11 protein-coding genes and 2 rRNA genes are annotated in these 13,593 nt (G+C 67.4%); 9 read left to right on the forward strand and 4 right to left on the reverse strand.

Going from position 1 to position 13,593, the window contains the following annotated elements; all coding sequences use genetic code 11:
* The 3 genes from AB7V09_RS11485 to AB7V09_RS11495 all read left to right on the forward strand — a co-directional run.
* Nucleotides 1-199 (forward strand): 23S ribosomal RNA (locus AB7V09_RS11485); the annotation flags it as partial.
* 200 nt (nt 200-399) lie between these two features.
* A 5S ribosomal RNA gene (gene rrf, locus AB7V09_RS11490) occupies nt 400-516 on the forward strand.
* Between the two features lie 242 nt (nt 517-758).
* Complete coding sequence (locus AB7V09_RS11495; protein ID WP_279014085.1) at nt 759-2,057, forward strand: threonine/serine ThrE exporter family protein; 1,299 nt, start codon at nt 759-761, stop codon at nt 2,055-2,057.
* Nucleotides 2,058-2,177: 120 nt separating this feature from the next.
* On the opposite strand, the gene AB7V09_RS11500 is transcribed toward AB7V09_RS11495, so the two are convergent.
* Nucleotides 2,178-3,950 carry an aspartate:alanine exchanger family transporter gene (locus AB7V09_RS11500; RefSeq protein WP_419143840.1) on the reverse strand — a complete coding sequence of 591 codons (1,773 nt, stop codon included), beginning with the start codon at nt 3,948-3,950 and terminating at the stop codon, nt 2,178-2,180.
* A 299-nt stretch (nt 3,951-4,249) separates the two neighbouring features.
* Here AB7V09_RS11500 and AB7V09_RS11505 point away from each other — a divergent pair, with 299 nt between their 5' ends.
* From AB7V09_RS11505 to ilvC, 3 genes are read left to right on the forward strand one after another with little or no spacing between them, the layout of a single operon-like run.
* Nucleotides 4,250-6,034 carry an acetolactate synthase large subunit gene (locus AB7V09_RS11505; RefSeq protein WP_070509802.1) on the forward strand — a complete coding sequence of 595 codons (1,785 nt, stop codon included), beginning with the start codon at nt 4,250-4,252 and terminating at the stop codon, nt 6,032-6,034.
* Nucleotides 6,035-6,039: 5 nt separating this feature from the next.
* Nucleotides 6,040-6,552, forward strand: coding sequence for an acetolactate synthase small subunit (gene ilvN / locus AB7V09_RS11510; protein ID WP_003784785.1), 513 nt, complete (start codon nt 6,040-6,042; stop codon nt 6,550-6,552).
* Between the two features lie 9 nt (nt 6,553-6,561).
* Entirely contained in the window at nt 6,562-7,593 is a 1,032-nt protein-coding gene (ilvC, locus tag AB7V09_RS11515) for a ketol-acid reductoisomerase (RefSeq protein ID WP_419143841.1), read from the forward strand.
* Nucleotides 7,594-7,672: 79 nt separating this feature from the next.
* On the opposite strand, the gene AB7V09_RS11520 is transcribed toward ilvC, so the two are convergent.
* Nucleotides 7,673-8,932: an MFS transporter gene (locus AB7V09_RS11520; RefSeq protein WP_419143842.1), complete on the reverse strand. Its 1,260-nt coding sequence runs from the start codon at nt 8,930-8,932 to the stop codon at nt 7,673-7,675.
* Nucleotides 8,929-9,549 carry a TetR/AcrR family transcriptional regulator gene (locus AB7V09_RS11525; RefSeq protein WP_419143843.1) on the reverse strand — a complete coding sequence of 207 codons (621 nt, stop codon included), beginning with the start codon at nt 9,547-9,549 and terminating at the stop codon, nt 8,929-8,931. The genes AB7V09_RS11520 and AB7V09_RS11525 overlap by 4 nt, the downstream gene beginning before the upstream one ends.
* A 116-nt stretch (nt 9,550-9,665) precedes the next feature.
* On the opposite strand from AB7V09_RS11525, the gene AB7V09_RS11530 reads away from it, so the two are divergent.
* Nucleotides 9,666-10,733, forward strand: a complete 1,068-nt coding sequence (locus AB7V09_RS11530) for a 3-isopropylmalate dehydrogenase (RefSeq protein WP_009405925.1) — start codon at nt 9,666-9,668, stop codon at nt 10,731-10,733.
* Nucleotides 10,734-10,800: 67 nt separating this feature from the next.
* A complete protein-coding gene (locus AB7V09_RS11535; RefSeq protein ID WP_419143844.1) occupies nt 10,801-11,460 on the forward strand; it encodes a hypothetical protein in 660 nt (219 codons plus the stop codon).
* A gap of 34 nt (nt 11,461-11,494) precedes the next feature.
* Here the strand turns inward: AB7V09_RS11535 and AB7V09_RS11540 are convergent, their stop codons facing one another.
* Entirely contained in the window at nt 11,495-12,322 is an 828-nt protein-coding gene (locus tag AB7V09_RS11540; RefSeq protein WP_419143845.1) for a gametogenetin, read from the reverse strand.
* A gap of 86 nt (nt 12,323-12,408) precedes the next feature.
* Between AB7V09_RS11540 and AB7V09_RS11545 the strand changes: the two genes are divergently transcribed.
* Nucleotides 12,409-13,584, forward strand: a complete 1,176-nt coding sequence (locus AB7V09_RS11545; RefSeq protein ID WP_419143847.1) for a branched-chain amino acid aminotransferase — start codon at nt 12,409-12,411, stop codon at nt 13,582-13,584.
* The last annotated feature ends 9 nt before the right edge of the window (nt 13,585-13,593 follow it).

Below are 13,593 nucleotides of genomic sequence, written 5' to 3' on the forward strand. Positions count from 1 at the left end.
CGGCTGGTTGGCTACGTTCGGGAAGGGTAACCGCTGAAAGCATCTAAGCGGGAAACCATCTTCAAGATAAGGTCTCCACAAGAAGGACCTGTCCTTTTTGGTAGGCCCCCAGCAGACTACTGGGTTGATAGGCCAGAAGTGGAAGACCGGCAACGGTCTGTGAGCTGACTGGTACTAATAGGCCAACACAAACAACAACACCCCCACACACCACACACACTTAGTGTGCGTGGGAAAGCGGGGGTGAGCAACCACAGTAAAGCGAAGCGTCCACTATACGGTCCACACCCAACCCAACCACCAACCACACACGCATGTGTGTGGGGGTAGGCGGCCACACGGATAACCGAATAACCGCACCAGAGACGAACGGTCATCACGCACTGTCCATGTAGTCGTCTCGGTGGTCACAGCGACAGGGAAACGCCCGGCCCCATCCCGAACCCGGAAGCTAAGCCTGACAGCGCCGATGGTACTGCACCCGCCAGGGTGCGGGAGAGTAGGACACCACCGAGCACACACCACACAGCTGGCCCGGAACCGCCACGAGCGGCTCCGGGCCAGTTCGGTTTTTACTCATAGGGCGCTCAACACCACCCCACAACACCTCACACTCCAGTATCTGAAACCGAGAGATACCCGGACCGAACTGACAGCGGGATACGAAACGGTGCACCATTGTCTCTGTGACTCATAGCGACCTCCCTGCCACTCCATCGGACAACGGCCACGAACCGAGTCTCGATGCCGATAGGCTTATGCAACAGTCCGACGTCGTGCTGCACCTGGGACGGCTCATGCTCGCCGCCGGTGCCGGCTCCTACCGCATCAAGTCCTCCATGGCCAGAGCCGCTTCCGCTGTTGGGCTCGACCGCCACGAGGCGACCGTGACGATGACCGAGATCGTCACCTCCTCCTACGTCGGCAACCGTTTCCGTACCGAGGCCTGCGAAGTGCGTCGGGTCGGCGTCAACGTCGGTCGCTTAGAGGCTCTGCGCCGCATCGTCCACGACCTGCGAGCACATGAGACCGTCGAGCACCTCGAGGCCAAGCTCGAGCAGGTCGAGAAGATGCATGCGCGCTACAACGCCTTCACCAACGCGGCAGCCTCGGGCGTGGCCTGTGCCGGATTCTGCTTCCTCAACAAGGGCGGTTGGGTGGAGTGCCTGACGGTCCTCGTCGCGGCCTTCCTCGGACAGTTCGTTCGCCGGCAGATGCTGGAGCGCCACTATCAGCACTTCTTCACCTGGCTCGTCTGCGGAGTTGCGGCCTCCGGCACCTACATGGGCATCGTGACAGCCCTGAACGCTACTGGCGCGGTGGCGGGAAACCACCAGGGCGGCATCATCTCGGCGATCCTCTTCCTCATTCCTGGTTTCCCCATGGTCACCGCCATGCTCGACCTGTTCCGACAGGACTTCTCCTCGGCCCTGTCACGCAGCGCCTACGTGCTCATGGTCATGGCTGCGGCCGGCGTCGCCGTGTGGACCGTGACCTTCATCTTCCGCTGGGATGTTGCCGCGGCCAGCGGCAGCACGCTCGACGGTCCTCTCCTCTACGTTCTGCGCTGCTTCTGCTCCTTCATCGCCGCCTACGGATTCGCCATGCTGTTCAACGCAGGCGTGAAGGCCAGCATGCTGGCTGCAGTGGTCGGGGCTCTGGCTAATACCGGCAGACTGCTTCTCATTGACGTCTTCCACGTGCCATGGCAGCTCGCAGTGGGCCTGGCCGCGGTCACGATCGGCCTGCTCGCCCAGCTCTTCGTCTCCCGCGCCTCCCTGTCCCGGGTGGCTCTGTCCGTTCCCGCCGTCGTCATCATGATCCCCGGAGTCCCCTTCTACCGAGCCATCTCCGCGCTCAACACGCTCTCCGTGGACAAGCTCGGCGTCGACGTCGGCGAGGCGGCCACGAACCTGGCTGAGGTCTTCTTCGTCATCACCGCCATCGGTGTGGGGCTTGCCCTGGCGCGCATCATCACCGACCACAACTGGCGTCACGACGTCGCCACCTCCGGGCACATCACGCTGCCTCGCACACACGTTGAGGCGGTGGAGTAGCCGCTGGAGGACTGACCCTCGGCCTGTGCTCGCCTGAGACGAACGATGGTGGCCCGCCGCTGACATGCAGCGACGGGCCACCATCGATGATGCGAGACCGGCGAGCCTGCGGTGCGCGGGTCACAGCCCGCCGAGGACCTGCGCAATGAAGATCTTGACGATCATCGCCACGGGGTAGACCATCGCGTACCCCAGCGCCACCCGCGGGTCGGCGCCGGTGCGCTCGTTGGCGAAGGCCAGAATCGCCGGCTGGGTCTGGGCGCCACCGATGAGGCCTGACAGGCGAGTGCCACCCATCTTGACGATCCAGCGCATGGAGGCGTAGACCCCCAGTCCGACGATGGTGGTGACGACGAAACCGGTGACGAAGATCCTCCACCAGTCACCACCGGTGAAGGCGTGCGCGATCTCCCCGCCGGCCTTGGTGCCCGCCTGGGCCAGGAAGACCAGGAGCCCGAACTCCGAGAGCACCGCCGTGGCAGTGAAGGGCATGGCGGTCACGAACTTCCCGATACGGCCGATGCGCCCGAAGATGAGGCCGACCAGGAGCGTCCCGGCAGCCGATCCGATGGAGAAAGTCGCTCCGGTAGGCGTGAGGAACTTCCACTCACCGATGAAGATGCCCAGTGCCATCCCCAGGCCCAGCGCCACCGGGTTGATGGAGGACAGCCCCCGCGAGGAGTCGCCGAAGTATGTGGAGATCTCCTTCATGCGTCCGGTCGGGCCGACGACGCGCACCCGGTCTCCCTGCTGAAGCACCAGATCCGGGGTGCCCACCATGTCGACGTCGCCGCGGCGTACCCGCGAGATCGTTGCCCCGAAACGGCTGTCGATATCCAGCTCACCGATGGTTCGGCCGGCCAGCTTCGGGTCCGAGACCGTGATCCTGCGGAAGTCGAGGTACTTACGGTCCTCGATGAGTGAGTGCGAGGAGCCGTGGCCCACCGCCTTGATCGCCTGGTTGACGGCGTCCTGGGTGCCGACGACGGTGATGAGGTCGTCCTTGTACAGCCGGTCGTCATTCTTCGGCCGGGTGATCGGACCCTTCTCGCCCCGACGTAGACGAGAGAACCGCAGCTGTCCCGAGATGGTCTCGACGATGTTGCCCAGGAGCGGGCCGTCCTCGCGTTCCACCCGGATGGTGCGGTTGATGAGAGGGGAGGGAGTGTCCTTGTCGCTGCGCCGGTAGCGCAGCGACAGCAAGCAGAAGAACAGCATGCCGATGACGCCGTAGAGGTAGGTGACGGCATAGGCGACGGTGGCGTCACCCGGTCCGGCCTTGTCTCCGGCCATGGCGGCGGCGTTGCCGGCTGCGGCCAGGGCGGGTGTGTTCGTGACGGCGCCGGCGAAGGCTCCCGCGATCATCGCGGCCTTGAGCCCGAGGAGACGTCCCACGCCCACGGCTGCCAGGGCCGCCACGCCCAGAATGCCCAGGAGGATCGCCAGCGGCCCGCCGGCGGTTCGGATGACGTGGAAGAAGTTCGGTCCGGACTGGATTCCGATGGCGAAGGTGAAGATCGCCAGCCCCAGTGCTCCCAGGTCCTTGTGAACCTCAATGGGGGTGGAGGCGGACGCTCCCCAGGCCGCCAACGCGATGCCGCAGAACAATACCGCTGCTGCCCCGAGGCTGACTCCCTTGATCTTGATGTGTCCGAGCAGCATCCCGCCGCCGACCAAGAGGAACAGGACGAGAACCGCGTTCTTGGACAAGTGGTACAGGATATTGGCGTGCGCCACCTTCCAGATCAGCAGGGCGGTACTGCCGATCAGGAGGGCCGCTGCCGGGACGCGTATGCTCCCGCGCCTGGCTCGCCAGAGCAGCATTCCGGAGCCAACCATGAGCAGGACGATGACAACCGGGTTGTCCAACAGGTAGTCCAGGACCGTAGCCACGTCGCTAGTTCCGCCTTCCGAATCGCTGCTGAAAGTGACGCAGCGGATGTTTTGTCAGGAGTAACAGCAACATTGTGTCATCTCCGCAGGCGATGATGACCTACCAAGGTCCGTGATTCACCGGGGGAGCGGATCGCGCCTCGTGCGTGGGGATCCTCCATGCCACCGACCTGCCACCGGGTCCGTGATTCCACGATGTGAGATCGCCGCCGTCTCATTATGACTCTGTGCGGAGACTGATCTAACGTTCATTACCCGGCAGGTCGCCGGACAGTAGGCACGGAGAAGGAGAGCGAGCGATGACACGCGAAGACGCTCCCGCACGTCAGGACCAGCAGGTCATGACAGGCGCCCAGGCTCTGGTGCGCGCGCTGGAGGAGCTAGGCGTCACAGACATCTTCGGGATGCCGGGCGGCGCCATCCTGCCCTTCTATGACCCCCTGCTCGCCTCGACGAAGATCCGCCACGTCCTGGTGCGCCACGAGCAGGGCGCTGGTCATGCCGCCGAGGGATACGCCATGGTCACTGGCCGCCCCGGGGTGTGCGTTGCCACCTCCGGCCCCGGAGCCACCAACCTCATCACACCCATCGGTGACGCCCACATGGACTCCGTTCCCATGCTGGCCATCACCGGGCAGGTCGGAAGCCGCGGAATCGGGACGGACGCCTTCCAGGAGGCCGACATCGTCGGGGCCACGATGCCCTTCGTCAAGCACTCCTTCCTCATCACCCGTGCCGAGGACATCGTCCCGTGTGTGGCTGAGGCCTTCCACATCGCCTCCACTGGACGCCCCGGTCCGGTCCTCATCGACATCTCCAAGGATGCCCAGGAGGGGCTCACCGAGTTCGTGTGGCCCCCGGCCCGGGACCTGCCCGGCTACCGCCTGCCGGGTAAGCCCAACCAGCGGCGCCTGGCTCAGGCCGCCGAGGTGATCTCCGCGGCCGAGCGACCCGTCCTCTATCTGGGCGGTGGCCTGAACCGGGCGCAGGTTCCCACTGAGGACCTCACCGAGCTCATCGAGCTCATCGGAGCGCCCTTCGTCACCACTCTGACCGCCCTGGACGTCATGCCCAGTGAGCACCCGCTCAACCTGGGGATGCCCGGAATGCACGGTACGGTGGCCGCCGTCGGGGCGCTGCAGCGGGCCGACGTCGTCGTCTGTCTGGGAGCCCGCTTCGATGACCGGGTCACCGGCAAGCCGGACACCTTCGCCACCAAGGCCTCGGTGATCCACGTCGACGTCGACCCCGCCGAGATCTCCAAGATTCGCACCGCCGACGTCCCGATCGTCGGGGACCTGGCCGACGTCGTTCCCGCGCTGAGCGCTGAGTTCCGCGACCACGTCGCCGCTGAGGGGCGGGTGGACATCGCCCCGTGGCGCCGTGAGATCGAGCGCATCCAGGCCACCTACCCCACGGGCTGGACCGACACCGACGACGGACTGCTCCAGCCCCAGGAGGTCATCACCCATCTTGATCGGGCGGCCTCCGAGGACACCATCTGGGTCACAGGCGTGGGACAGCACCAGATGTGGGCGGCGCACTACCTCACCTTCCGCCGTCCGCACACCTGGCTCAACTCGGCCGGCGCCGGCACCATGGGCTACGGCCTGCCCGCCGCCATGGGTGCCAAGGAGGCCTGCCCCGACCGGCCAGTGTGGCTCATCGACGGGGACGGATGCTTCCAGATGACCAACCAGGAGCTGGCCACCTGCACCCTCAACAACATCCCCATCAAGGTCGCCATCATCAACAACTCCTCCCTGGGGATGGTGCGGCAGTGGCAGACGCTGTTCTACGGGCAGCGCTACTCCAACACCGACCTGCATACCGGGGCCGGAACGAAGCGGATTCCCGACTTCGTCAAGATGGCCGAGGCCTACGGGGCCGTTGGGCTGCGGTGTGAGCGCCTGGAGGACCTGGACGACGTCATCGCCCAGGCCAATGCCATCAACGACCGCCCCGTCGTCGTCGACTTCATCGTCTCCGCGGACGCCCAGGTGTGGCCCATGGTCGCGGCCGGGGTGTCCAACGACGAGATCCAGCACGCCCGCGGCATGAGCCCGGTGTGGGAAGAGGAGTGAGCGCCGTGAGCGAGAAGCACACGCTGTCCGTCCTGGTGGAGAACAAGCCCGGCGTCCTGACCCGGGTCTCGGCGCTGTTCACGCGTCGGGGCTTCAACATCCACTCCCTGGCCGTGGGGCCCACCGAGCACGAGGACATCTCGCGCATCACGGTGATCGCCGACGCCGAGGGACTGGCCATGGAGCAGGTCACCAAGCAGCTCAACAAGCTGGTCAACGTCCTCAAGATCGTCGAGCTCGACCCCGACACCTCGGTCGAGCGCGAGCTCTACCTCATCAAGGTGCACGCCGATGACGCCAACCGCACGGCGGTGCTCCAGGTCGTCGACCTGTTCCGCGCCCACGTCGTGGACGTCGCCCCCACGTCGGTGGTCATTGAGACCATCGGCTCAGAATCCAAGGTCAAGGCTCTACTGACGGCTCTCCAGCCGTACGGTGTCAAAGAGATTGTCCAGTCCGGTGCCGTGGCGATCACGCGCGGCCCACGATCCATCACCGATCAACTCAAGGAGAAGTGAGAAGCAATCATGGCAGCTGAGAAGTTCTACGACGACGACGCCGACCTGTCCGTCATCCAGTCCAAGAAGGTCGCCGTCATCGGCTACGGTTCCCAGGGGCACGCTCACGCTCTGAACCTGCGCGACTCCGGCGTGGAGGTCGTTGTCGGCCTGCGCGAGGGCTCGGCCTCTGTGGCTAAGGCTGAGGAGGCGGGCCTGCCCGTCAAGCCGATCGCCGAGGCCGTGGCCTGGGCCGACGTCGTCACCGTCCTGGCCCCCGACCAGGTGCAGGCCACCCTCTACCGCGAGGAGATCGAGCCGAACATCAAGGCCGGCTCCGCCCTCCTGTTCTCCCACGGCTTCAACATCCATTTCGGCTACATCAAGCCGGCCGCGGACATTGACGTCGTCATGGTGGCCCCCAAGGGGCCCGGCCACACCGTGCGCCGCGAGTTCGAGTCCGGCCGAGGCGTGCCCGTGCTCGTCTGCGTGGAGCAGGACGCCTCCGGCACCGCCTGGGACCTCGTCCTGTCCTACGCCAAGGCCATCGGCGGTACCCGCGCCGGCGCCATCAAGACCACCTTCCGCGAGGAGACCGAGACCGACCTCTTCGGTGAGCAGTCGGTCCTGTGCGGCGGCGTCTCCAAGCTCATCCAGTACGGCTTCGAGACCCTGGTCGAGGCCGGCTACCAGCCCGAGATGGCCTACTTCGAGGTCTGCCACGAGATGAAGCTCATCGTGGACCTCATCAACGAGGGCGGTATCTCCAAGCAGCGCTGGTCCTGCTCCGACACCGCTGAGTACGGCGACTACGTCTCCGGCCCGCGCGTCATCACCCCCGAGGTCAAGGAGCACATGAAGGAGGTCCTGTCCGACATCCAGGACGGCACCTTCGCCAAGCGCTTCATGGACGACCAGGCCGCCGGCGCTCCGGAGTTCAAGAAGCTCCGGGCCGAGGGTGAGGCGCACCCCATCGAGGCCACCGGCCGCGAGGTGCGTTCCATGTTCGCCTGGCGCGCCGAAGTCGACAAGGACTACACCGAGGGCTCCGTGGCCCGCTGAGGACTTGTGATCCGTTGACAACGGGCGGTGCCCCGATGACCTGACGTCATCGGGGCGCCGCCCACGTCGCGCGACGGCACTACTGGGGTGAGGCGAGCCGGCGTCGCTTGAGGCGAACGGTGAGAGCCACCAGGGCCATGACCGCGCCCATGATGCCCACGAGCAGGGCGGCGCCGCGTCCCGGGCCGATGCCGACGACGGCTCCCACGCTGGTGGACAGCGACCGTCCGGGCTCCAGCAGGGGCTGGAGCACATGATCCACCAGGACTCCGGAGCACAGGTAGGCCACCAGGTAACCCGTCTGGGTGACCAGGCTGATCGTGCCCCAGGTGCGTGCCTGCCGAGTGTTGTCGACCTGCGTGCGCACCAGGACCTCCGCACCCGCCTGGGACAGGGGCAGGCAGGCGAAGGTGAGGAAGCCGCAGGCGGCCACCCACCAGGCGCCCGGCCCCAGCGGGACCAGCGCCATGGCGGCGCCGGTTCCGGCCAGCCCTGCGGCAAGCAGCGTCGTGGGCTGGGCGCTCTTCCAAGCCGTGACCAGGGCTGCGCCCACGAGCATGCCGGTGGCGGCCACCGTCTCGACCACCCCCATCTCGGCGGTGCTCACGGTGGGCAGGAGAATCGGCTTGATAAGAACCTGGATGACTCCGATGGCGAGGGTCGCCAGCGTCATGAGGACCACGAGGGCGCGCAGACCGGGGGAGGCGGTGATGGTCCTCCAGCCCGCCATGACGTCGCGGTCGTCACCGGGCTGGGACGCTGCGCGTTGCGAGGCGCCGGCTGCCAGAGCCTGGCGCACTGTCGTGGTGCATGCCACCGTGACCAGGCAGGTGCTGGCGTCCAGCAGGACGAGACCCCGGGGGCCGACAAGAGGCATGAGGAACCCTGCCGCGGCCGGTGCCAGCAGGTACTTGGCGGCAGAGGCGAGCTGGAGCAGACCGGAGGAGCGCACGTAGTCCTCCTCGGTCACCAGGTCGGTGACGCTGGCCCGCAGCGCCGGCTCGGTCAGGGCCGCCAGGCAGGAGGAGATGACGGCTCCTGCGCAGATCCAGCCTAAGGAGGGCCGGGGCGAGGACAGGGCCGCCAGGATGACGCCCAGCCCGAGAATCGAGCCGGCGTCACCGATCATCATCATCAGGCGGCGGTCGTAGCGGTCTGCGAGGACCCCGGCCAGGGGTGCCAGAAGAACAATGGGGGCGAAGGCGCTCATCTGGACGGCTGCCACCGAGGAGGCCGTCCCGTAGGCGCGCAGTATGACGACGGCCAGGCCGAAGGCGCTCAGACCCGTTCCCAGCGAGTTGATGAAGGAGCCCAGGACCAGCAGCCCGACGTACTTCATGGCTCCGCCTTCGTCAGGAGGCCGAGGCTGCCGGGCTCGGCACCCAGGAGGGTCTCACTGGCCCAGATGAGAGTCTCCTGGCGGCGGGTGAGTTCTGCGGGGCTGGACTTCATGATGTCCTGGTCCAGGAGGATGCCCGAGGCGCTCAACAGCAGCTCGATGACGTCATGGGGGCGCTCGGTGCTGAAGGTCCCCTCGGCCACCCCCTGGGTGATGACCTCGGCCAGGACTGGGGTGAGGTGCTCGATCATCGCCGTGATGGACAGCAGGTGGAACTCCGCGTTGCCCGGCGCGTGGAACTGGTCGACGAGCTCGGTCTCGGTGTCCACCAGTCTCATCGTGCTCATGATCGTTGCGAGCTTGTCGGCCGCCGGGGCCGATGAAGCGGCGATCTCGTGGGCCTGCTGCTCCACCTGGTGGACGATGCGCAGGACCAGGGCCTTGAGGATCTGCTCCTTGCTGGGGAAGTGGTAGTAGAGCGTCCCCTTGGCGATGCCCACGATCCTCAGGATGTCCTCCATGGTCGTGGGTTGAAAGCCCTTGGTGGTGAACAGGGTGTGGGCGGCGTCGAGAATCTCCTCGCGACGTTGCGCGGTGGGGCGGTGGATGCGCGGCATGGCTCCTCCTTGGTGTGTCGGAAACAGACTAACCGACCGACGGTCGAGATGCGAGTGTGCACTTCCGTCATGCGGACTCTTTGTCTCGCATCCTGATCCTGCCCTAAGGTGGCCCCATGACGCAGACCATCAAGCTGGCAGTAATCCCGGGTGACGGCATCGGTAAGGAGGTCGTCCCCGAAGGGCTCAAGGTCCTCGAGCGAGCGCTGGAGGGAACCGGGGTCACGGTCCGTCCCACCACCTTCGACCTGGGGGCCGAGCGCTGGCACCGCACCGGCCAGACCCTCACCGACGAGGATCTCGAGGCCATCAAGACCCATGACGCCATTCTGCTGGGAGCTGTCGGCGATCCCTCCGTCCCCTCCGGCGTGCTCGAGCGCGGTCTGCTCCTGCGTCTGCGCTTCGCCCTGGACCACTACGTCAACCTGCGTCCCTCGGTGTACTACCCGGGCGTGCCGACGCCGTTGGCCGATCCCGGCGACATCGACTTCGTCGTGGTGCGCGAGGGCACTGAGGGCCTCTACTGCGGTAACGGCGGCGTCGTGCGCCAGGGCACAGCTCACGAGATCGCCACCGAGGTCAGCGTCAACACGGCCTACGGGGTGGAGCGCCTGGTCCGCTACGCCTTCGCCAAGGCCCAGGCCAGGGCGGCCAAGCACCTCACCCTCGTCCACAAGCACAACGTGCTCGTCCACGCCGGCGACCTGTGGCGGCGCACCGTGGAGGCCGTCGGCACCGAGTACCCCGAGGTCACCGTCGACTACTGCCACGTGGACGCCGCCACCATCTACATGGTGACCGACCCCGGCCGCTTCGACGTCATCGTCACCGACAACCTCTTCGGCGACATCCTCACCGACGAGGCCGGCGCTGTGACCGGCGGCATCGGACTGTCGGCCTCGGGCAACATCAATCCCGAGAGGGCCTTCCCCTCCATGTTCGAGCCCGTCCACGGCTCGGCCCCGGACATCGCCGGTCAGGGCAAGGCGGACCCGACCGCCACGATCAGCGCGGTGGCCCTCATGCTCGACCACCTCGGGCTGCCTGAGGTCGCGGCGAAGGTCGAGGCCGGAGTCACTGCGGACATGGCCACTCGGCGCGGCGGCGCCCAGCGCTCCACCAGCCAGATCGGTGACGCCATCGCCGAGGCGGTGACGGCCGGGGCCGATACGTCATCGCTTTGAGACCCTGCGGCCCTCTTCGTGTCCGCAGCGTGATCGCAGTACGCGAGCGGGCCGTTACATTCCGAGTATGTCGCTACTCGGTCCCCGACGTCGGACAGCCGCCTGCCTCCTGCTCGCCGGCCTCACCGGCCTGTGCGGTTGCGACGTCCTGACCGACGCCCCACTGACCGACTCCGAGATGTCCGCCTTCCTGGCTGAGGCGGACTCGCACGCCACCCGATCGCGGGGACGGGCCTTCCAAGCGACCGCGGTGGTGGCAGCGGATCAACGCTCCGCCATCACGGAGGCCCTGTCGCTCTCCCGGGTCCGGAGCGATGCCGCCGCGGAGGCCGCGACGCTGGCCACCAGGGTCGGAGCAGTGGCGAGCGACCTGAGCCAGGCCGAGTCCACCGGCCTTGAGGTCGCGAGGTCGGCGCTCGACCAGGCGATGCAGGGCGAGGACGTCGAGGCGATCACGACGGCGCTCACGAACCTCCGTCACGCCGTGGCTGGGGCCGAGTCCGCGGTCTCGGCCCGGCGCTCCTCAGTCGGCCAGAACCAGGTGGCTGCGCCCGGGGAGGAGAGTCCGCCAGGAGGTCCTGGCAGGGGAGGGGACGGCGAGTCCGCAGAGGCAGACCGGCCGGGGGAGGGGGAGCCCGAGTCTCCCGCTCAGGTCGGCACCCCGTCCGATAGCGAGCCATCGGGCCCCCAGGACTCCGCTGAACCGGCCCAGGGGCCGCCTTCTTGAGGGGAGCAGTCTCAGGGGCTGTGATGAGACGGGCTCATCCGGTGGCGGAGGCAGCCGGCGTCTCAGACCCGGGTACCACCTTCGTGGGCCAGCGGGACTGACCCGACAGGCCGTCCACGGCGACGCCGCGAAGGACGGCGTCCCACGCCGCCTCGTCGAAGGCCCCCTGCTGACAGACCTGGGTCACTGACACGGCTGCGCCGTCGGCCGACCACACCCGCACGAAGGCCCTCCCCGCGACCCGGGAACCGCGGAGGCTGGTGCTGAAGGCGGTGGCGATACCGGCATAGGGGGTCGAGCGGTTCGTCGCCGTGAGCTCCTCTCGACCGGTTTGCCGGTAGTCCGGGTAGGTCCCCGCCAAGGAGGCGGACCAGTGCTCGGACAGGGCGCGGTCATCGCCGCCGTAGACGAGCAGCGCCGCTGCGCTGGTCACCTCGGCGCTCACCTGGCATCCGGAGGAGGTCGAGGCGTAGGAGCGCGACCAGGATGCCTCCGGGGTTGACGCCGTCGCGGGCCCGGTAGGGGTGGTGCTCCCGTGCGGGGCGCTCGTGGCGGTCGGGGACGCGGTGGAGGCGGTGTAGCCGGGAAGGTCCGGGAAACCGACCGTGAGCGCGGCTGCCGCCGTGGCCTGGGCGGTCGGCAGCGCGGTGGGCATCACCATCCGGGACGGAGCCGTCGAGGACTGCGACGCCGTAGAAGGGGAGGCGGGCCCCGACACCGACCCGGCGAGCTGATCCAGGTCCACCTGTGCGCATCCGCTCACCCCGGTCAGGAGGACTGTGCCGGCCACCGCCGTCTGGGCGAACCGGGCTCGTGCACCCATTCGGCGAGTACTGACCGAGGGACGACGAACGGAAGTCATGGCCGGAACCTAGCTCTGAGCCCGCCCGCCTGCCAGCATATGGGAAGGTCGTGTCCGAGTTGTGGCCTCGGCGGTAGGGTGGACCTATGCCCGAGACAGACGCCACCTCAACCGACTTCGCATCCACCTCCTTGGCCCGCGCCGCCGAGGTCCCCGTCCCGCAGGCCGATGCGCTCGCCGGTCGATTCCCCCTGACCGCCAACCCCTCACCCCTCGCCGAGGATGAACGGGAAGCGGTCCTGGCGAGCCTCCACTTCGGTAACGCCTTCACCGACCACATGGCTCACGCCCGCTGGAGGCAGGGCGAGGGGTGGGGCGACTACGGCGTCATTCCCTACGGCAGCCTCAGCCTGTCCCCGGCCGCCGCTGTGCTCCACTACGGCCAGGAGGTCTTCGAGGGCATCAAGGCCTACCGGCACGAGGACGGATCGGTGTGGACCTTCCGCCCCCGCTACAACGCGGCGCGCCTCAACGCCTCCGCCCGGCGCATGGCTCTGCCCGAGCTGGCGGAGGAGGACTTCGTGGCCTCCCTGGTGGACCTGGTGCGCGCCGACGCCGCCTGGGTGCCCTCAGGTGAGGGCGAGTCCCTCTACCTGCGCCCCTTCGCCTTCGCCTCCGAGGCCTTCCTGGGCGTGCGCCCCGCCGCTGTGGTGGACTACTACGTCATCGCCTCTCCCGCCGGCTCCTACTTCCCTCACGGCCTGGAGCCCGTCTCCATCTGGGTGACCACCGAGTACCACCGCGCCGGACGCGGAGGGACCGGGGCGGCCAAGACCGGAGGCAACTACGCCTCCTCCCTGCTTCCCCAGCAGGAGGCCTACGCGCAGGGCTGCGACCAGGTCTGCTTCCTCGACGACGTCTCGCAGGAGAACATCGAGGAGCTCGGCGGCATGAACCTCATGGTCGTCGACGCCGACGGGACCGTGCGCACACCGCGCCTGACCGGGACGATCCTCGAGGGCGGCACCCGCAGCGCCATCATCCGCCTACTGCGCGACTCCGGGCGGAATGTCGTGGAGGAGACCATCAGCCTTCAGGGACTGCTCGCAGACATTGAGTCGGGTCGGGTCAGTGAGGTCTTCGCCTGTGGAACCGCCGCCGTCGTCGTGCCTCTGGGGCATCTCAAGGGCGAGGGCTTCGACGCCCGCATCGAGGGCAGTGAGGTCACCCGGCAGATTCACGACCGGCTCACCGCCATTCAGACCGGCCGCGCCGAGGATCCCTACGGGTGGATGTATCAGCTCGTGCCTCCTCGTTCATAAAACCACCGA

Origin of the sequence: Actinomyces sp. SKVG-SVH-4(1) (genome assembly GCF_048514265.1) — a bacterium.
GTDB classification, from domain to species: Bacteria; Actinomycetota; Actinomycetes; order Actinomycetales; family Actinomycetaceae; genus Actinomyces; species Actinomyces oris.